Genomic DNA, 18,803 nt, shown 5'->3' with positions numbered 1-18,803 from the left:
AAATTAATCATAACCACACGCCTGTGTGGTTATTTTCGACCTTGTCAGACGTTATTCAGGGACTCACACCAGTGCGCTACATACCACTTCTGCTGCTGTGCCTGCTTTTGCAGGCCTGTACGCAAACGCAAAAAGGGCTGGTCGATACGGTCAGCCTTGCTCTTCTCGGGCCCGACGATATCGAGGTTTCAAGCCAGCAGATCGACGCGCTTCCCTATGCCAGTATCTATCTGCGCATCAATGGCGGTCAGCGCATTTTTGTGGTGCTGGGCTTTGATGAAAACGGGCAGCAAAAATGGATTACCCGCGATCGCTCAATGGTCGTGACGCAGCATGGCCGCGTGGTGAAAACGCTGGGGCTGCGAGACAACCTGAAAGAAGTGACCGATCTTCAGCATGACCCGCTGGCGGACCCGTTGCGCCTGACCGCTGGAGCAAGCTGGACGCGGACGATGAGCTGGACAGAGAACGGTCAGTTCCGGGCAGCGACGGCGGTCTCTCACTTCAGGCGGCTTGAGGATCGGACGGTGAGCATCGCCGGCAGCAACATTGCCTGTCAGGTCTGGCAGGAAACGGTTGAACTGACCGGAGAAAGTACCTCCTGGACGAATACCTTCTGGATTGAGGCGACGACAGGGCTGGTCCGTCAGTCACAGCAGCGCTCTGGCGGAGAGGATCTCTCTCTTGAAATCACCCTACTGAAGCCGGCGAAATCATGAAAAAAATATCCCTCATCCTCGCCGGCGTCGCGTTCTGCGTTTCGATGAACATACGTGCGGAAAGTCAGGTCACGGTTTTTTCTCCCGGTCAGATCGAAAGTGTCGTCGTCAATGAAGCGGAAAATCTGGCGCAGTTAGTGACCAGCCCGGCGCTGGCAGGGAAAACCTGGTGGCCAGGCACGGTGATTGCAGAAAAAAATGCCACCGCAGCAGCACAGCGGCAGCGGCAGCAACTTCTGGCGAGGCTTAAAGACTGGAGTACGGCGCTACGCGCAGCAGGCGATAGCGGCAAGGCCGCCGTTGTCGAAAACGTCTGGCAACAACTCGCGGCAGTGAAGGTGACAGGCCGCCAGTTTGTTAACCTTGATCCGGACATCGTTCGCGTCAGGGCGACGGAAAACCGCCGTCTGCAGGGCGATTACAGCCTCTATATGCGGCAAAAGCCGGCAACAGTTACCCTGGCTGGCCTGCTGGTGGGAAGCGGTAAAGTGACCTGGCAGCCAGGCCGCAGCCTGGTTGATTATCTGGCGAATCACGATCTTCTGCCTGGCGCTGAGCGTAATACGGCGATGCTGATTGGTCCTGCCGGTGACGTCAGTGAGGTGCCGGTGGCTTACTGGAACCGGCGCCATCGCGAGCCGGAAGCGGGCAGCATCCTTTACGTTGGTTTCTCCTCATGGTCGCTGCCTGGCGAATACCAGGATCTCAACCAGCAAATCATTACAGTTCTGACGCACCGGATCCCTGACTGATGAAAACACATTATCTCCTCAGCCTGCTGGCTGTTTCCGTCGCCTGTGCCTGTCAGACGCAGGCGGCAATGCTGACTAACCCGGTAAGCCCGTCGCAATCCGATCTCGGCGGCGCAGGTCTGCTACAGGTGCCAACGGCACGCATGGCGGAAGATGGCGAATTCAGCCTTAACTATCGCTACAACGATCAGTACCGCTTCTTTTCCTCATCGGTGCAGCTGTTCCCGTGGCTGGAAGCGACCATCCGCTATACCGATGTGAAAACGCGCCGCTACAGCGCTGTTGAAAGCTTCAGCGGCAGTCAGACCTATAAAGATAAAGCGTTCGATCTTAAGGCGCGCCTCTGGCAGGAAGGGTTCTGGCTGCCGGAAGTGGCGGTCGGTGCCCGTGATCTTGGCGGAACGGGTCTGTTTGACAGCGAATATCTGGTTGCCACCAAGGCCTGGGGACCTTTTGATTTCACTCTCGGCCTGGGCTTTGGCTACCTTGGTAACAGCGGCACGGTGAAAAATCCCTTCTGCCAGGCCGACAGCGGCTACTGTAACCGCTCTGACAGCAATGGCGAGGCTGGTTCGGTCAACGGCAAGGATATGTTCAAAGGTCCGGCTGCAATCTTTGGCGGTATCGAATACCAGACGCCGTGGCAGCCGCTTCGTCTGAAGGTTGAGTATGAAGGTAACGATTATAAGGATGATTTCGCCGGACAGCTGGAGCAAAAAAGCAAAGTCAACGTCGGGGCTGTCTATCGCCTGACGGAGTGGGCGGATATGAATATCAGCTACGAGCGCGGCAATACTTTTATGGCGGGCTTTACCCTGCGGACGAATTTTAACGATCTGCATGTTGCTTCAGTTGATGCGCCGAAACCGGCCTATAACCCCCAGCCTCAGGGGCGGTTCTTCGAGCCTACTGCGGTGGCAAGTCAGCTTACCGGACTGAAATATAACGCCGGGCTGAATGGGCCAAATCTGCAAATCAAAGGCAGCACGCTGTATGCCTCAGGGCAGCAGAATAAATACCGGAACACACAGGAAGGCATCGATCGCGCCAACCTGATTATGATGAACAACCTGCCTGACGGCATCGATACGCTGAGCGTGACGGAAATCCGGAATAACATGCCGCAGGTCACCACCGTGACCCCGGTTGCCGGCCTGAGACAGCAGCTGGAAGGTTACCCGCTGGGCCAGGAGAAGACGCTGGATCAGCAGCGGATTAATCCGGTTGATCCGGGACGCACCGAACAGGGGTTCCGCATTGATGCCGATCCGCTCGACTACAGCCTGTCGCCGGTGCTTAATCAGTCCGTGGGCGGGCCAGAGAGCTTCTATCTCTACCAGGTTGGTGTGATGGGCAACGCCAACTACTGGCTGACGGATCATCTGTTAATTGATGGCAGCGTATTCGCCAACCTTGCCAACAATTACGATAAATTCCGCTATAACGGCGCGCCTGCTGACTCTTCGTTGCCGCGTGTGCGTACCCATATCCGTGATTACGTAGAAAATAATGTCTACGTGAATAACCTGCAGGCGAACTATATGCGTTACCTGGGGAACGGGTTTTATGGGCAGATGTATGGTGGCTATCTCGAAACCATGTACGGCGGTGTGGGTGGCGAAGTGCTTTACCGGCCGCTGGATGCGGACTGGGCCGTCGGCGTTGATGCGAATTACGTTAAGCGACGCGACTGGGACAATATGATGCAGTTCGACGACTACAGCGCCAATGTCGGCAACCTGACCGCCTACTGGCGTCCATGGTTTATGCGCAGCGTGCTGGTTAAGGCGAGCGTCGGGCAGTATCTGGCTGAAGATAAAGGTGCCACGCTGGATATCTCCCGCCAGTTCGACAGTGGGGTAATCGTTGGTGCTTACGCCACGAAAACCAACGTTTCGGCTGAAGAATATGGCGAAGGGGACTTCACCAAAGGTTTCTATATCTCCATTCCAATGGATCTGTTCACCGCCTCGCCAACGCGGGGACGCGCGCAGGTCAGCTGGACGCCGCTGACGCGTGATGGCGGTCAGATGCTGGGACGGAAATATCAGCTCTATAATATGACCAGCGATCGGGACAGCCATTTCCGGTAATGTCTGGTCCTGGTGGGTAAATATCGAAGGGGTGCCGCGAAGCAGTGCGGCACCCCTTTTTTACGTCATTCGTCAGCGGCAAAAACTTGTGAAGTTCATCACACTAACGCATAGTAGCCGTACCGTCATTTCCTGACGAAACAGAGTGACTTTAAAGGATGTTTTTATGATTACCGCAACACGTATTGCCTGGCTACTGCAGATGGTGCTCAACGTTGGCCTGATTGTTCTGGCGGGCATACTGGCCATTTTTTTAGGTAAAGAAACCATTCACCTGGCTAACGTGCTGCTCTACACCGGTGAGCAGACCTCCTCCTATATGCTGATCGAAGGGATTGTTATTTACTTTCTCTATTTCGAATTTATTGCGCTGATCGTGAAATATTTCCAGTCTGGCTACCATTTCCCGCTGCGCTATTTTGTCTATATTGGCATTACGGCGATCATCCGCCTGATCATCGTCGATCATAAAAATCCCTTTGATACTCTGGCTTATGCCATTGCCATTTTGCTGCTGGTCGTCACGCTCTGGCTGGCGAACAGTAATCGCCTGAAGCGTGAGTAGGTCTGATGGGCGCCCGCAGGCGCCCCTTCCTTTATCCCTCTTCCCAAAATTCCTGATAATTCCCCCCGATATCCTGTCTACCCGGGCGGCGACTGCGCTACACTATGACACCCAAATTTCGCCTGGAGACGCCATATGGCTGAGAATGTGCTCTCGCAGCTGCGCGCCATCAACTGGCTGCCTGACGGTTCGCCGCTGCTGACGGCCCCGCTGCTGGACTGGCTGATGGAGGAGGACTCCATGACCCGCCGTTTTGAGCGCCACTGTGACAAAGTCACCGTCGAGGTTCAGCGTGAAGGATTTATCAGCGCAGAGGAGGCCGGAGAGGAGATCGCCTTGTTGCCGCTTGAGCCGCGATACTGGCTGCGGGAAATCCTGCTCTGCGGCGACGGCAAGCCCTGGCTGGCTGGCCGTACGCTGGTGCCTGAATCTACCCTGAATGGCCCTGAAGAGATGCTTCAGCATCTGGGAACGCGGCCGCTGGGTCGCTATCTCTTTGCTTCTTCCACCCTGACGCGGGACTTTATTGAGCCGGGCGTAGTGGAAGGCCTCTGGGGACGTCGCTCGCGGCTGCGCCTCTCCGGTAAGCCACTTTTACTTACTGAACTGTTTTTACCGCCCGCACCGCTCTATCTGAGCGTGCCGGTGCAAGGGAGCCTGTAGCGTGGAGAAAAGTTTGCCAGTGAATAAATTCCGGGCTTACAGCCGTCTGATGCGCATCGACAAGCCCATCGGCACGCTGCTGCTGCTCTGGCCAACGTTCTGGTCGCTGTGGCTCGCCGGAATGAAAGTTCCGCCGCTGAACGTGCTGATTGTCTTTACGCTTGGGGTTTTCTTTATGCGTGCGGCAGGCTGCGTGGTGAACGATTTTGCCGATCGTAAAATCGACGGTCACGTGAAGCGAACGCGGTTCCGGCCGCTGCCCAGCGGTGCGGTCACCACAAAAGAAGCCATTCTGCTTTTCGCTCTGCTGGTGTTGATCTCGTTTTGCCTGGTGCTGACCATGAACGCCATTACCATCTGGCTGTCGTTAGGGGGGCTGGCGCTGGCGTGGATGTATCCCTTTATGAAACGCTACACCCATCTTCCCCAGGTCGTGCTGGGTGCGGCGTTCGGCTGGAGTATTCCCATGGGCTGGGCAGCCGTCAGCGGCAGTTTACCGCTGAACTGCTGGCTGCTGTTTATTGCCTATATGTGCTGGACGGTCGCTTACGACACCGAGTATGCGATGGTGGATCGCGACGATGATCTGAAGATAGGGGTCAAATCCACGGCAATTCTGTTCGGGCGTTTCGATAAGCTTATTATTGGCCTGTTACAGCTTGCCGCCCTCGGTCTGATAGCGCTGCTTGGCTGGCGGTTACAGCTCGGCGGACTGTTTTATGGTTCTGTCGCTGTAGCCGGTCTGCTGTTCATCTACCAGCAGAAACTGATTGCCGGGCGCGATCGTGATTTATGCTTCAGGGCGTTTCTGAACAATAACGCTGTGGGGATGGTACTTTTCGCCGGCATCGCGTTGAGCTTACCGCCGTTGGTGGAGGCGTTCTGACTGCCGTAAGGCAAAAAAAAGGGTCGATGACATTGCCGTCATCGACCCTTTTTTGATCCCGGATTCAGACCGGCAGCGACGCATTCTCGATGGTCATTCTGACATCCTGAGTAATCAGGTCTGCCAGCATCTGATACACCTTATGCGTTTGCTCAACCTGCGCATCGCCGGTATCGCTGATATATCCTTCATCGCGCAGCGTCAGCACCAGTGAAGAGAAGACCGCCTTGTCAAAAAACTCCGGCGCATTGATGCCGTGCAGCACCGACAGACGCTGAGCCATGGTCCGGCTCTCTTTTTCCAGCGTTCCACGGTTAATCGACGGGTTTGCGCTAAGAATAGAGAAAGTGATGGCGTAGCGCTGAAGCGTTTCCCGCACGCCGGCCGCCAGCAGCTGTAGCGTTCTGCTGCGGGCAGGGCTGAGGCGCAGCGTGTTATCTTCAACCGTCAGCAGACCCTGTCGCGCCATTTCCGTTATCAGCGCATCCATCACCGTCGGTAAATCCTCTTTCTCCCAGTGCAGAAACAGCTCGCTTTTCAGCATCGGATAGATCACGCCGATCTGGCGCAGCAGCTCCGCCCGCGTCAGTTCACGATGCTGTACCAGGAACACGGCGATCAGCGATGGCATAACCAGCATATGATGGACGTTATTGCGGTAATAGGTCATCAGTACAGCCTGCTCGCGCGGCAGAATGATAATCTCGCCAATACTGTCCTGCTCAATCTCAAACTTGTTCATGCCAAGGGCGTGATCAAGCAGCGCTTCCGGCGTCATATCCGGCACGGTGGCGTCAGGTGAGTAAGGCACGTTGCGCAGCAGCTGTACGTAGCACTCCAGCTGTTCGGTCAGCTGTTCCCGCGTCAGTGAACGCTGGCGTGAGGCCAGCAGGGCAGTCACGCAGAGGTTCATGGCGTTAGCGGCACCTGCATTATTGATACGGACCATTACCTGCTGGGCGATATCGTTGACCGCAGGTGTCAGCCAGGCGGGACGGTGCGCTTCAATCGGATCGATCGACTCGCGCCATTCCGGCACCCGCTTGTTCAGGTAGCTGACCAGCGGCAGCGGCTCGCCAAAGTTGACGTAGCCCTGACCGAGATTACGCAGCTTGCGCAAGCCTCTCACCATCTGGAGAAAGCTCTCCTTCTCCTTGGTGGCGCCACGCAGTTCTTTAGCGTAGGTTCCGACCTCCATCACATGCTCATAGCCAATATAGATAGGTACCAGCGTGATAGGGCGGTTACCGCCGCGCAGCATCGCCTGAATCGTCATCGACAGCGTGCCGGTCTTGGGATCGAGCAGGCGGCCCGTGCGCGAACGTCCACCTTCAACGAAATATTCTACCGAGTATCCGCGGGTAAAAAGTTCGCCAAGATATTCGCGGAAAACGGTGGAATAGAGCTTGTTGCCCTTAAAGGTACGGCGAATAAAGAAGGCGCCCAGCCGGCGGAAAATCGGCCCGGCCGGCCAGAAGTTCAGGTTGATACCGGCCGCAATATGGGGCGGCACCAGACCCTGATGATAGAGCACGTAAGAGAGCAGCAGATAGTCCATATGGCTGCGGTGGCAGGGCACATAAACAATTTCATGGCCGTCCTGGGCGAGCTGGCGTACGCGTTCGCCGCCGTTAACGTTAATGCCCTGATAGAGTTTGCTCCACGTCCAGCCCATAATGCGATCGGTCAGGCGGATCGCCTCATAGGAGAAATCTGCCGCGACCTCCTCCATCAGCTCAATGGCGTTCTGCTGAGCTTTCTCATGAGAGATTTTTTTGCTGCGCGCTTCATCCTCAACTGCTTTTGCAATCGCCTTCGACTGGAGCAGCCTGTTGAACAGATCCTGGCGAACCGGCAGACGCGGGCCAATCGCGGCCAGGCGCTGACGGGCGAAGTGCATTCTCGCCACGCGGGCCAGCTTCTGGGCGATGGATTTGTCGGTGCCGTGTTCCGTTGCCATACGGCGCAGCGAAACCATCGGCGAGAAACGCACAAAACTATCGCGCCCCAGCCAGAGGACGGCAAAGAATTTCTGAATGCCATTGAGCATACGCAGATGAGGCTGACTTTCCCCCTGCACCTCACGGCCCGGCGCGCGGCCAAACATCACGGAAACCGGCACCATCTGCACGTCCAGTAGCGGATTACTGCGGTGCAGATCAAGGTAGTCATGGAACAGTTTTACCGATTCCAGGTTGGGCACGAAATAGGGGAAGACACGCGGACCGTCGTGAATAAAGACGTATCGCGGCAGCATGGCGCCGTCAATCTCCAGCGGATCTAAGGGGTCGGGAAGATCCTGTTTGCGGCATTGCTCACGGAGCGCCAGCAAATCGGCCTTTGAATCGTAGGGGAGCACATACATAATAGGGCGCGAAGTATCGAGCCCCAGTTCAGCGACCGGCTCAGCGGGTATCGCCTTACTTTTCACCAGTAATTTAACTGGTAAATTCAATAGGTTATAATATAAATTACGCCAACCTGACATAGACAACATGAAGCCTCTTGTTAGCAAAGCGCCGCAAGCATACCAGAAAGCGCCAGTGAGATCTGTGACGTTGCAAAAAGTGCGCCACCCAGACATTGACGTTAAACTTCACAAAGGGTTCCCTCATCATGGCAAATAACGTCACCGGATTGACCCGCATCATAAAAGCGGCAGGCTATTCCTGGCAGGGGCTCCGGGCCGCGTGGCAGCATGAAGCCGCCTTTCGCCAGGAAGCCGTTGCCGCCCTTATCGCTATTATTGTCGCCTGCTGGCTGGAAGTGGAGCCGGTTACGCGAGTGCTGCTGATTGGTTCTGTCGTGCTGGTGATTATCGTGGAGGTGCTGAACAGCGCCATCGAGGCGGTTGTTGACCGGATCGGCAGCGAACTGCATCCGCTGGCGGGACGGGCGAAAGATATGGGATCGGCGGCGGTCCTGCTGGCTATCCTGCTCGCCATTTTCGTCTGGCTGGCACTTTTGCTGCCGCTTTTGCGATGACCTTTCCAGAATTGATTCATCTGCGGTTAATTCTTGATCTTTAGGTTTTCATCCTGCAAATACCTGTATATACTCACAGTCGACTGTATAAACAACCAGGGGGCGGGATGAAAGCACTAACGGCAAGGCAGCAGCAGGTTTACGACCTGATACGCGACCATATTAACCAGACCGGCATGCCGCCGACGCGGGCGGAAATCGCCTCGCAGCTCGGTTTCCGCTCCCCGAACGCCGCAGAAGAGCACCTGAAAGCGCTGGCGCGTAAAGGCGTGATTGAGATTGTATCGGGTGCGTCACGCGGTATCCGTCTGATGATGGAAGAAGAGACCGGGCTGCCGTTGATTGGTCGCGTGGCCGCGGGTGAGCCGCTGCTGGCCGAACAGCATATTGAAGGACACTATCAGGTCGATCCCGATCTGTTTAAGCCCGGCGCCGACTTCCTGCTGCGCGTCAGCGGCATGTCGATGAAAGATATCGGCATCATGGATGGCGATCTGCTGGCGGTCCATAAAACGCAGGACGTGCGCAACGGCCAGGTTGTGGTGGCCCGAATTGATGATGAGGTCACCGTTAAGCGCCTGAAGAAGCAGGGCAACATCGTGCATTTGCTGCCTGAAAACAGCGAGTTCAAGCCCATTGTGATCGACCTGCGTGAACATACCCTTTCCATTGAGGGGCTGGCAGTTGGCGTTATCCGTAACGGCAACTGGCTGTAAGCGCATCGCGCGCTGATGCACGGCATCCCCGTGCAGCGTTTTTACCGCTGCGACTGCCCCGGTCGCAGCCTGGTTTTCTCCCGTCATCGCTGAGTTAATGCCGATGCGTTTCTTTACCTCTTCCGACAAACAGCTCTGGCGGCTGGCGCTGCCGATGATCCTCTCCAATATCACCGTCCCGTTACTGGGCCTGGTCGATACCGCCGTAATAGGTCATCTCGACAGTCCGGTCTATCTGGGCGGCGTGGCGGTGGGAACCACCGTAACCAGTTTCCTTTTTATGCTTCTGCTGTTTCTGCGGATGAGCACGACTGGCCTGACCGCTCAGGCATTCGGCGCGGGAGACAAGCCCGCTCTGGCGAAGGCGCTGATGCAGCCGTTAATCATTGCGGCTGTCGCCGGGGTGGCCTTTATTCTCTGCCGGTCGCCGCTTACGGAGCTGGCGCTGAGTCTGGTGGGCGGCGATCCTGAAGTGCGCCATCAGGCGGGGCTGTTTATGAATATCCGCTGGCTCAGTGCGCCAGCCATGCTGGGCAACCTCGTTCTGCTGGGCTGGCTGCTTGGCGTACAGTATGCCCGGGCGCCCGTTATTCTGCTGGTAGTGGGCAACGCCGTTAATATCGTGCTCGACCTCTGGTTTGTCGTGGGGCTGGGATGGGGCGTAGTGGGAGCCGCAGCGGCGACGGCGATTGCTGAATACAGTACGCTGGCGATAGGGCTGATGATGGTGTTCAGGGTAACGAAGTTGCGGGGCATCGGTATCGCGTTGCTGAAGAAATCCTGGCGGGGTGATTTTGCCCGCCTGCTCAGGCTCAACCGCGACATCATGCTGCGCTCGCTGCTTCTCCAGCTCTGCTTTGTCTCACTGACGCTGTTCGGCGCACGGCTCGGCGGCGATATTGTGGCCGTTAATGCAGTTCTGCTGATGTTCCTGACCTTTACCGCCTATGCGCTTGATGGCTTCGCCTATGCCGTTGAGGCGAGCTCAGGTGAAGCCTATGGTGCCAGAGACAGCCGCAAACTGCTGCGGGTCTGGCAGGCGGCCTGTCGCCAGGCGGGGCTGGTCGCCCTGCTGTTTTCACTGCTCTATGCCGCTGCGGGGCCTGGGATCGTATCATTACTGACCTCGCTTCCCGCACTCCGTGAGCAGGCTGATAGCTATCTGATCTGGCAAATTATTCTGCCGGTATGCGGCGTCTGGTGCTATCTGCTGGACGGCATGTTTATTGGCGCCACGCGGGCAGCCGAAATGCGTAACGGTATGGCCGTTGCCGCGCTGGGGTATGGCCTGACCTTATTCACCGTGCCGCTACTTGGTAATCACGGCCTGTGGCTGGCGGTGACGATTTTCCTGCTGCTGCGCGGCATCACGCTATGGTCGGTCTGGCGCCGGCACTGGCGCAACGGCACATGGTTCGCGTAGCGACGTTAGCAGGAGCCTGGTAGTTACCCTAAGCGTGAAGACATACCGGAGATTCTCCGGACAGTCACGCTGAAGATTACCGGGCAAGCGCTCTGGTCCGCTTATCCTCTCCATGGCCCTTTCCTGTCATAAACGTGCAAAAACCGTAATCTCTACTACAATTAACTTTACGTCAGGCGATATCAGTATTTTATTTTGCTGTAAACATATTGTCGGGACGAAATGACTAAAGCTGTTTACCCCAGAGGTTTAAGGAGAGACAAAGATGAATAGCGATGAAGCCGGTGGTAACTGGAAGCAGTTAAAAGGCAAAGTTAAAGAACAGTGGGGCAAGCTTACCGACGACGATATGACCGTTGTGGAAGGCAAACGCGACCAGCTGGTGGGTAAAATTCAGGAACGTTACGGTTACGCAAAAGACCAGGCTGAGAAAGAAGTCAGCGACTGGGAAAGCACTAACAACCACCGTTTCTGACAGCCCTTTATCGGCACGATAAGTCTTTCAGGATGATACTCCTACCCAGGCACAAGGAAAGTGCCGCTTAATTTTTCCAGCATCTCTTCCCAAAAATGTGTAATCCCTTTCCCGGAGACAGCACATCTCTTTCATTTCGAGCTCTACCATCCACCAGCAATACCAGGACCCCGCGAGAGAAAGTTAAAGCTTCGCTACGCTAGCGGCCACGCTTTTTCGCCGTCGTCACCGTATGATCGTGCTGGCACGCATCCTGACGCGTACAGGCTTCCACCTCATCGCAATCACGGCATAATCCATGCGCTTCAATAACGCTATGGGCCAGGCTGAAGCCAGTAGACAGGGCCAGCGTTTTCAAGATGTTTTCAACGCCATCCGCATGCTGTTCCGCTACGGAGCCACAGCGATCGCAAATCAGCATCGCTGACGTATGCGACGGCTCTTCAAAATGATGGCAAACCACATAACTGTTAGTCGACTCAACGCGATGCACGAATCCCTGTTCCAGCAGAAAATCGAGCGCGCGGTATACGGTAGGCGGTTTCGCCTGTGGCTCGCTGGCGCGCAGCAGATCAAGCAGGTCATAGGCGCTGATAGCGCCGTGATGCTGACTCATCAGGCGCAGCACCTCCAGCCGTTGAGGCGTCAGTCTGACGTTGCGCTGCTGGCAGATGCTCTCCGCCTGCGACAGAATTTTTTCAGAACTGTGAATGGTCATGTTTCCCCCTCAGGCTGGTTTCAGTTGTTATATTATCACGCCCGCGCTGAAACGCCGAATCTCCTGGCGCGCTGGGTTTACTGAAAACAGTCAGGACCAATCCGGCCAGATTGCTCTCGTATTAACTGGTATTTGAGTCAGGTTAAATGCTTAAATTAATCTCATTAAACAGGCTGAATTCATTCGATCCAGCTATTTCCAGTAAAACAGTCTTAATGTAATTTGCAGCATGTAATGTTACTGACTACTTTGAAACAGGGCATTACAGGGAGTTCCTCTGTAAAAATACTGAGTTATCAGGCTTATCGATTAGCCTGATAACAGATAAATAAATCGCCAATGCGCTGATAAGCCCACGCTTTCTATCTGACTTCACGGCAATGAATTGCTGCCTTTATGTTCATATTCTGGCAGTTGCACTCTGCACGCTTACGTCAAGCGCTTCTCCTTCTCTGGGTGGGTTAAAGTTATATGGCATTTAAAATCAGTAAGTTGAGCAGGCTCTCCCGGTCTGCGGTTCTCCCCGTCTTTCTTCTGGCTCCCTTCAGCGCCTTTGCGGCAGGTAATTATTACGACGCGCGTAATGATGCGATGGGGGGAACCGGCGTCGCCTCTTCCACCTATGGTACGGCGGTGCTGGCTAACCCGGCGCTGATGACCAAAGCGCAACCCGAAGATGACGTCAGCATTATCCTCCCTGCGGTAGGGGCGCAATTATCTGACAAGAACAAACTGATTGATAAAGTGGACGATCTGACCGACAGCGTCGATCGCTACCAGGATATCGCACGGGGCGGCATCAGCTTCGCGGATATCCCACGAGCGCAGGCTGCGGCAGGCGATCTCGCGAACCAGCTGCGCGGTATCAAAGGCAACGAGGCGTTTGGCACCGCCGGAGCGGCTGTTGCGGTCACCATTCCAAACAGCGTCTTGCCCTTCGCATTTGTGACCAAAGCCTACGGCACGGCTCACCTGACGGCAGCAGTCAGCCAGGGCGATATCGACTACCTGCAAAGCGTTGCCGATGGCCTGAGAATTCCTCAGCCGGGCGACGAGGAGAGGCTGACTTCCGCAGGATTAGGGCGCGGCGCGATTGTGTATGATTACGGCATCGCCGTTGCCCATGAATTTATGATTGCGGGCCATCCGGTTTCATTCGGCGTGACGCCCAAGCTACAAAAGACCTATCTCTATAACTACAGCGCATCGGTTTATAACTACGACAAGTCAGATTTTACCGAAGGCCGTTATAAAAATACCGATACCGGATTCAACATGGACGCCGGCGTGGCCACCGACGTTGGTGATAACTGGACGCTGGGCCTGAGCGCACAGAACCTGATTTCCCGCGACATTGAGACAAAGGTGATCAGTGGCTACAAGGATACCTACCAGATTAGTCCGGTCGTTACGCCGGGCGTCTCGTTTCATACGGATCGCCTGACGGCGGCGCTGGATGTGGACGTCACGCCTACCAAACGCTTTAAAACGCAGGGCGAAAGCCAGTATGCGGGCGTCGGGGCAGAATATCGCCTGCTAAGCTGGCTTCAGGTTCGTGCCGGTTATCGTGCCGATATGAAATCCACCGATACCAATGTCTTTACCGCCGGTTTTGGTCTGTCGCCGTTTAATAAAGTCCATCTGGATCTGGCGGGCATGAAAGGGGATGACAACACCTGGGGTGCCGTTGCTCAGCTGAATTTCACCTTCTGACGCCGACCGGGTGCGCAGCCCGCGCACCCGGTAACTTTATGCAAACACGTTGGCTAATGGGGCTAAAATCCTGCGTAGCTTGCCTGCTATCTTCACCGCAAAGTAGGCCTGCTACGGCTGAGCGTGATATCATTGCGCACAATATCATCATTTGTTAATCCGAGTTTGCGCGCTTTATGACCCAGAGTTTACCTGCACACCGCTTTTCCATCGCCCCAATGCTTGACTGGACTGACCGGCACTGTCGCTATTTTCATCGTCAGCTGACGCGCCAGACCCTGCTCTATACCGAAATGGTCACCACCGGCGCCATTATTCATGGCAAGGGCGACTATCTGGCCTGGAGCCAGGAAGAGCAGCCCGTTGCGCTTCAGCTTGGCGGCAGCGATCCGGCCGCGCTGGCACAATGCGCCGCGCTGGCGGAAGCGCGTGGCTACAATGAAGTGAATCTCAACGTGGGCTGTCCCTCCGATCGCGTACAGAATGGCCGCTTTGGTGCCTGCCTGATGGGCGAGGCGGCGTTGGTCGCCGATGGCATTAAAGCGATGCGCGATAAAGTGTCGATTCCCGTTACGGTGAAGACCCGTATCGGCATTGATGACCAGGACAGTTACGAATTTCTCTGTGATTTTATCCGTCAGGTTTCAGAGCAGGGCGGCTGCGAGATGTTTATCATTCACGCCCGCAAGGCCTGGCTCTCGGGCCTCAGCCCGAAGGAAAACCGTGAAATTCCGCCGCTGGACTATGAACGTGTCTATCAGCTTAAGCGCGATTTCCCCCATCTGACCCTGGCGATCAACGGCGGCGTGAAAACGCTGGCAGAGGCAAAGAGCCATTTGCAGCATCTGGATGGCGTGATGATGGGGCGTGAGGCTTACCAGAATCCCGGCCTGCTGGCGCAGGTGGACCGCGAACTTTTCGGCAGCGATGCGCCGCAGGTCGATCCGGTTGCAGTGGTACGCGCCATGTATCCTTATATCGAACGTGAACTGGCGACGGGCACCTATCTGGGCCACATTACCCGACATATGCTGGGCCTGTTCCAGGGCATCCCAGGCGCACGTCAGTGGCGCCGTCATTTAAGTGAAAATGCGCACAAGCCGGGCGCAAATATCGATACGGTGGAGCAGGCGCTGGCGTTGGTTGCCGATAAAATTCCCGCGGCGGTCTGATCCGCCGGGCGTTGTAACAAACATACCATCTGCGTTTTACCGCTGCCGTTTTTGCATGGCAGCGGTCTTCCTGCCAGGACGTCATGTTTGCGAATCACTGACGTTATTTTTTCACCAATTTATAAGCAAATTCACCAGGGTTTCAGGCTGCCCAAAAAGCTCACCTGTTGAAATTCAAGGGTTTAATTCCCATCATATTCTGGCACGCTTCTTGTAATACTCCTGCAGAGACTATTTAACGGAGCGACCCTGATGGAAATCTTATTTGTCCTTGGCTTCTTTTTGATGCTGATGCTTACCGGTATTTCCCTGTTGGGCATTATCGCCGCGCTGGTGGTGGCAACCCTGGTGATGCTGTTAGGCGGCATGCTGGTTTTTGTTATCAAAATGTTGCCATGGATGCTGCTGACGCTGCTAGCCGTCTGGGTTTACCGCGAATACAAAAAACCTTATTCGCGAACCAGACGATGGTTATCCCGCTAAAACAAGGTGTTGGGCGTTATTTGTGTCGACAAAATGCGGTCTTGATCACACCCTGGGACATTCCGCGGGTGCCATGACAATTAAACATATTTTTTACTTATGAATTCTGGCAGGATGCCTTCACTGAATTGACACAAATTCATCGCTCTGGACCCTACATTCAGCGCGAACGATAAAAAAGCAAAAGGGCTTCCTGCGGGAAGCCCTTATTGTATCTGGCAGTTGTCCGTCCGGTGACGCGCGCTGCCGCTATAGTTGCCCTCTAGTCTGACTTAAGGGATCAGCAAGCTGGAACCTTGTGTGGCACGGCTTTGCAGCACTTTGTGCGCCTGCTGCGCATCCTTCAGCGCAAACTTCTGCTGTTCCGGTACCTCCACCTTAATTGCGCCGCTGGCGATCAGTGAGAAAAGCTCATTGCTGGCATGCGTCAGCGCTTCGTGGGTAGTGATATAGCCGTTGAGCGAAGGCCGGGTCACATAGAGTGAGCCTTTCTGGTTCAAAATGGCGAGATCGACGCCGCTTACCGGCCCTGAAGCGTTACCGAAGCTGACCATCAGTCCACGGCGCTGGAGGCAATCCAGTGAGGACTCCCAGGTATCTTTACCCACCGAATCATAGACGACGCGGACTTTCTTTCCTCCGGTCAGCTCAGTGACGCGGCTTGCCACATCCTCCTCACGGTAGTTAATCATCGCCCAGGCCCCGGCCTCTTTTGCCCGCGCCATCTTCTCCGCCGAGCCAGCCGTGCCAATCAGATGCGCACCCAGCGCCTTCGCCCACTGGCAGGCGATAAGCCCGACGCCACCGGCCGCCGCCTGGAACAGAAAAACTTCATCAGGCTGTATGACATAGGTCTGACGCAGCAAATAATGCACGGTCAGGCCCTTAAGGAACGAGGCGGCCGCCTGTTCGAATGAGATGCAGTCCGGCAGCAGGGCGAGCTTATCGGCAGCCACTGCATGAAACTCGCTGTAGGCACCCAATGCCGACTGGGCATACACCACGCGGTCGCCTGGTTTCACCCCAGTAACGCCTTCTCCGACGCTTTTCACCACGCCCGCCGCTTCGGTACCCAGACCGGAAGGCAGGGAAGCGGGATAGAGGCCGCTGCGGATATAGGTATCTATATAGTTAATCCCGATGGCTTTATTCTCCACCACGACCTCGCCCGCTGCCGGTTCAGGCAGGCTGACGTCAACAAACTGCATCACTTCGGGTCCGCCATGCTGGCTGATTTCTATACGTTTTGCCATGGTCACTCCTGTTGATTCAGCGTCATTGAGGGAGGACGACAGGGCACCAAACGGGTATACTTGCGCGTCCCCCACTCCGTTTTTTTGGTATTGCATCACTATGGCAGGAAATAAACCCACCAACAAATTTGCAGATAACCGTGAGCCGCGCGACCGGCAAATGGAAGGGCTGAAGTTGCCGCCACATTCTCTGGAAGCGGAGCAGTCCGTGTTGGGCGGGTTGATGCTGGACAATGAACGCTGGGATAACGTCTCCGAACGTGTGGTCGCGAAAGATTTTTTTAGCCGGCCGCACCGGATGATTTTCAGTGAAATGCAGCGCCTGCTGGAGCAGAGTAAGCCGATCGATCTGATCACCCTGTCGGAGTCGCTGGAAACAAAAGGCGAACTGAGCATGGTAGGCGGCTTTGCCTATCTGGCGGAGCTGTCCAAAAATACGCCAGGTGCCGCTAACATCAGCGCCTATGCCGACATCGTCCGCGAAAGAGCGGTTGTGCGTGAGATGATCGCCGTCGCCAATGAGATCGCCGATGCGGGCTACGATCCTCAGGGAAGAAGCAGTGAAGATCTGCTCGATCTGGCGGAATCCCGCGTATTTCAAATCGCTGAAAACCGTGCCAACAAGGATGAAGGGCCGAAAAGCGTTGATCAGATCCTTGAAGCAACGATTTCACGCATCGAGTCGCTCTACCAGACACCTCACGACGGTGTGACCGGCGTCGATACCGGCTATCAGGATCTGAATAAGAAAACCGCCGGGCTGCAGCGTTCGGATCTGATTATCGTGGCGGCTCGTCCGTCGATGGGCAAGACCACCTTCGCCATGAACCTCTGCGAAAACGCGGCCATGACCCAGGATAAACCGGTGCTGATCTTCAGCCTGGAGATGCCCGGCGAACAGATCATGATGCGTATGCTGGCCTCGCTCTCCCGCGTCGATCAGACGCGAATCCGTACTGGCCAGCTGGATGATGAGGACTGGGCACGCATTTCCAGTACGATGGGCATTCTGCTGGAGAAAAAGAACATGTTCATCGATGACTCCTCAGGCCTGACGCCAACGGAGGTTCGTTCACGTGCGCGACGCATATTCCGTGAGCATGGCGGCCTGAGCCTGATTATGATCGACTACCTTCAGCTGATGCGCGTCCCGGCGCTGTCGGATAACCGTACGCTGGAAATCGCTGAAATCTCCCGCTCGCTGAAGGCGCTGGCGAAAGAGCTTCAGGTGCCGGTCGTCGCGCTGTCGCAGTTGAACCGCTCCCTTGAGCAGCGCGCCGACAAACGTCCCGTTAACTCGGATCTGCGTGAATCCGGCTCCATCGAGCAGGATGCTGACCTGATCATGTTTATCTACCGTGACGAGGTTTATCACGAAAACAGCGACATGAAAGGGATTGCGGAGATTATTCTCGGTAAGCAGCGTAATGGCCCAATCGGTACGGTACGCCTGACGTTTAACGGTCAGTGGTCGCGCTTTGATAACTATGCCGGTCCGCAGTACGACGACGAATAATCCCCTGAGTATCACCGCCGGTTTCCCTTCTGCCATCACGAAATAGTGTTGGACAACCGGGCGAAGAATGCGCTTATCTGTCCGGATAGCTTACTGTTCAGCCGCCCGGATAGATAATGACTCAGATTGATGATTACGACCTTAAGATACTGACGTTACTGGAAACCAATGGTCGCCTGACCAATCAGGAATTAAGCGATCTGGTGGGGCTTTCCGCCTCCCAGTGCTCGCGCCGGCGCATCAGCCTTGAACAGGCAGGCCTGATCCTGGGCTACCACGCCCGGCTCTCGGCTAATGCCGTCGGGCTCGGTATGATTGGCCTGATTGAAGTGCGCCTGATCAACCATACGCCGGAATATGTCGAAAGCTTCCACCGCATGGTGGCGGAAGAGTCCGGTATTGTTGATGCCTATAAAACAACCGGTGACGCGGATTATCTCCTGAAAGTCGCGGTTGCCGATCTTGCCAGCCTGAGCGCGCTTATCAGCCAGCTGGTGGCGGGCCATAAAAGCGTCTCCCATGTGAAAACCTCCGTGGTGCTGGATCGTCTCAAAGAGAACGGCATTATGGCTGCTGTGCACTAAAAAGAGGCGTCCCTGCCTTAAAACGGTGCATTGCGCCTGAATTTATGCAGTAAAAGCGCTAGTAACGCGATTTTTGTGCATGTATAA

At 55.5% G+C, this 18,803-nt stretch carries 18 protein-coding genes; 15 read left to right on the top strand and 3 right to left on the bottom strand.

Going from position 1 to position 18,803, the window contains the following annotated elements:
• Window positions 1–71: 71 nt before the first annotated feature.
• The 6 genes from EA20_RS0106180 to ubiA all read left to right on the top strand — a co-directional run bounded on the left by EA20_RS0106180 (window position 72) and on the right by ubiA (window position 5,678).
• The gene (locus EA20_RS0106180) at window positions 72–719 is read left to right on the top strand and encodes a YjbF family lipoprotein (RefSeq protein ID WP_024966004.1); all 648 of its coding nucleotides are present in this window, start codon (window positions 72–74) and stop codon (window positions 717–719) included.
• Window positions 716–1,471: a capsule biosynthesis GfcC D2 domain-containing protein gene (locus EA20_RS0106175; protein ID WP_024966003.1), complete on the top strand. Its 756-nt coding sequence runs from the start codon at window positions 716–718 to the stop codon at window positions 1,469–1,471. Before EA20_RS0106180 ends, EA20_RS0106175 begins: the two co-directional genes overlap by 4 nt.
• Entirely contained in the window at window positions 1,471–3,564 is a 2,094-nt protein-coding gene (locus EA20_RS0106170; protein WP_024966002.1) for a YjbH domain-containing protein, read from the top strand. The genes EA20_RS0106175 and EA20_RS0106170 overlap by 1 nt, the downstream gene beginning before the upstream one ends.
• Before the next feature lie 166 nt (window positions 3,565–3,730).
• Entirely contained in the window at window positions 3,731–4,129 is a 399-nt protein-coding gene (gene psiE / locus EA20_RS0106165) for a phosphate-starvation-inducible protein PsiE (protein ID WP_024966001.1), read from the top strand.
• Between the two features lie 135 nt (window positions 4,130–4,264).
• Window positions 4,265–4,792: a chorismate lyase gene (gene ubiC / locus EA20_RS0106160; RefSeq protein ID WP_024966000.1), complete on the top strand. Its 528-nt coding sequence runs from the start codon at window positions 4,265–4,267 to the stop codon at window positions 4,790–4,792.
• Window position 4,793: 1 nt separating this feature from the next.
• Window positions 4,794–5,678 carry a 4-hydroxybenzoate octaprenyltransferase gene (ubiA, locus tag EA20_RS0106155; RefSeq protein ID WP_024965999.1) on the top strand — a complete coding sequence of 295 codons (885 nt, stop codon included), beginning with the start codon at window positions 4,794–4,796 and terminating at the stop codon, window positions 5,676–5,678.
• 64 nt (window positions 5,679–5,742) lie between these two features.
• Here the strand turns inward: ubiA and plsB are convergent, their stop codons facing one another.
• Window positions 5,743–8,166, bottom strand: a complete 2,424-nt coding sequence (plsB, locus tag EA20_RS0106150; protein WP_024965998.1) for a glycerol-3-phosphate 1-O-acyltransferase PlsB — start codon at window positions 8,164–8,166, stop codon at window positions 5,743–5,745.
• Between the two features lie 128 nt (window positions 8,167–8,294).
• Between plsB and EA20_RS0106145 the strand changes: the two genes are divergently transcribed.
• The 4 genes from EA20_RS0106145 to EA20_RS0106130 all read left to right on the top strand — a co-directional run bounded on the left by EA20_RS0106145 (window position 8,295) and on the right by EA20_RS0106130 (window position 11,277).
• A complete protein-coding gene (locus tag EA20_RS0106145) occupies window positions 8,295–8,663 on the top strand; it encodes a diacylglycerol kinase (protein WP_024965997.1) in 369 nt (122 codons plus the stop codon).
• Between the two features lie 107 nt (window positions 8,664–8,770).
• The gene (gene lexA / locus EA20_RS0106140) at window positions 8,771–9,379 is read left to right on the top strand and encodes a transcriptional repressor LexA (protein WP_024965996.1); all 609 of its coding nucleotides are present in this window, start codon (window positions 8,771–8,773) and stop codon (window positions 9,377–9,379) included.
• 103 nt (window positions 9,380–9,482) lie between these two features.
• Entirely contained in the window at window positions 9,483–10,802 is a 1,320-nt protein-coding gene (gene dinF / locus EA20_RS0106135) for an MATE family efflux transporter DinF (protein WP_024965995.1), read from the top strand.
• A 265-nt stretch (window positions 10,803–11,067) separates the two neighbouring features.
• The gene (locus EA20_RS0106130) at window positions 11,068–11,277 is read left to right on the top strand and encodes a CsbD family protein (protein ID WP_024965994.1); all 210 of its coding nucleotides are present in this window, start codon (window positions 11,068–11,070) and stop codon (window positions 11,275–11,277) included.
• A 199-nt stretch (window positions 11,278–11,476) separates the two neighbouring features.
• Here the strand turns inward: EA20_RS0106130 and zur are convergent, their stop codons facing one another.
• Window positions 11,477–11,995 (bottom strand): zinc uptake transcriptional repressor Zur, encoded by a 519-nt coding sequence (gene zur / locus EA20_RS0106125; protein ID WP_038381536.1) that lies wholly within the window; start codon window positions 11,993–11,995, stop codon window positions 11,477–11,479.
• 471 nt (window positions 11,996–12,466) lie between these two features.
• Between zur and EA20_RS0106120 the strand changes: the two genes are divergently transcribed.
• The 3 genes from EA20_RS0106120 (at window position 12,467) to pspG (ending at window position 15,363) form a co-directional block, all read left to right on the top strand.
• A complete protein-coding gene (locus EA20_RS0106120) occupies window positions 12,467–13,708 on the top strand; it encodes a conjugal transfer protein TraF (RefSeq protein ID WP_024965992.1) in 1,242 nt (413 codons plus the stop codon).
• Window positions 13,709–13,884: 176 nt separating this feature from the next.
• On the top strand, window positions 13,885–14,880 hold the full coding sequence (gene dusA, locus EA20_RS0106115) for a tRNA dihydrouridine(20/20a) synthase DusA (RefSeq protein WP_024965991.1): 996 nt from the start codon (window positions 13,885–13,887) through the stop codon (window positions 14,878–14,880).
• 249 nt (window positions 14,881–15,129) lie between these two features.
• Window positions 15,130–15,363 (top strand): envelope stress response protein PspG, encoded by a 234-nt coding sequence (gene pspG, locus EA20_RS0106110; protein WP_152540216.1) that lies wholly within the window; start codon window positions 15,130–15,132, stop codon window positions 15,361–15,363.
• 272 nt (window positions 15,364–15,635) lie between these two features.
• Here pspG and EA20_RS0106105 read toward each other — a convergent pair whose 3' ends face one another.
• Window positions 15,636–16,616, bottom strand: coding sequence for a quinone oxidoreductase (locus EA20_RS0106105; RefSeq protein WP_024965989.1), 981 nt, complete (start codon window positions 16,614–16,616; stop codon window positions 15,636–15,638).
• 100 nt (window positions 16,617–16,716) lie between these two features.
• On the opposite strand from EA20_RS0106105, the gene dnaB reads away from it, so the two are divergent.
• Together dnaB and EA20_RS0106095 are read left to right on the top strand one after the other, a co-directional pair.
• Window positions 16,717–18,132 (top strand): replicative DNA helicase, encoded by a 1,416-nt coding sequence (gene dnaB, locus EA20_RS0106100; RefSeq protein ID WP_024965988.1) that lies wholly within the window; start codon window positions 16,717–16,719, stop codon window positions 18,130–18,132.
• A gap of 116 nt (window positions 18,133–18,248) precedes the next feature.
• Complete coding sequence (locus EA20_RS0106095; RefSeq protein ID WP_024965987.1) at window positions 18,249–18,716, top strand: Lrp/AsnC family transcriptional regulator; 468 nt, start codon at window positions 18,249–18,251, stop codon at window positions 18,714–18,716.
• The last annotated feature ends 87 nt before the right edge of the window (window positions 18,717–18,803 follow it).

This window comes from Pantoea sp. IMH (genome assembly GCF_000599885.1).
GTDB lineage: Bacteria > Pseudomonadota > Gammaproteobacteria > Enterobacterales > Enterobacteriaceae > Erwinia.
Note: the sequence above shows the minus strand (reverse complement) of the source record. Positions and strands in the feature narration are given on the sequence as shown.

Excerpts from the sequence above, each read along its gene's own strand:
- EA20_RS0106170 (WP_024966002.1), top strand. The coding sequence starts at position 1,471 with ATGAAAACACATTATCTCCTCAGCCTGCTGGCTGTTTCCGTCGCCTGT.
- plsB (WP_024965998.1), bottom strand. The coding sequence starts at position 8,166 with ATGTCAGGTTGGCGTAATTTATATTATAACCTATTGAATTTACCAGTT.
- EA20_RS0106130 (WP_024965994.1), top strand. The coding sequence starts at position 11,068 with ATGAATAGCGATGAAGCCGGTGGTAACTGGAAGCAGTTAAAAGGCAAA.
- EA20_RS0106120 (WP_024965992.1), top strand. The coding sequence starts at position 12,467 with ATGGCATTTAAAATCAGTAAGTTGAGCAGGCTCTCCCGGTCTGCGGTT.
- EA20_RS0106175 (WP_024966003.1), top strand. The coding sequence starts at position 716 with ATGAAAAAAATATCCCTCATCCTCGCCGGCGTCGCGTTCTGCGTTTCG.
- lexA (WP_024965996.1), top strand. The coding sequence starts at position 8,771 with ATGAAAGCACTAACGGCAAGGCAGCAGCAGGTTTACGACCTGATACGC.
- dnaB (WP_024965988.1), top strand. The coding sequence starts at position 16,717 with ATGGCAGGAAATAAACCCACCAACAAATTTGCAGATAACCGTGAGCCG.
- EA20_RS0106095 (WP_024965987.1), top strand. The coding sequence starts at position 18,249 with ATGACTCAGATTGATGATTACGACCTTAAGATACTGACGTTACTGGAA.
- ubiC (WP_024966000.1), top strand. The coding sequence starts at position 4,265 with ATGGCTGAGAATGTGCTCTCGCAGCTGCGCGCCATCAACTGGCTGCCT.
- EA20_RS0106105 (WP_024965989.1), bottom strand. The coding sequence starts at position 16,616 with ATGGCAAAACGTATAGAAATCAGCCAGCATGGCGGACCCGAAGTGATG.
- zur (WP_038381536.1), bottom strand. The coding sequence starts at position 11,995 with ATGACCATTCACAGTTCTGAAAAAATTCTGTCGCAGGCGGAGAGCATC.
- psiE (WP_024966001.1), top strand. The coding sequence starts at position 3,731 with ATGATTACCGCAACACGTATTGCCTGGCTACTGCAGATGGTGCTCAAC.
- dinF (WP_024965995.1), top strand. The coding sequence starts at position 9,483 with ATGCGTTTCTTTACCTCTTCCGACAAACAGCTCTGGCGGCTGGCGCTG.
- EA20_RS0106145 (WP_024965997.1), top strand. The coding sequence starts at position 8,295 with ATGGCAAATAACGTCACCGGATTGACCCGCATCATAAAAGCGGCAGGC.
- dusA (WP_024965991.1), top strand. The coding sequence starts at position 13,885 with ATGACCCAGAGTTTACCTGCACACCGCTTTTCCATCGCCCCAATGCTT.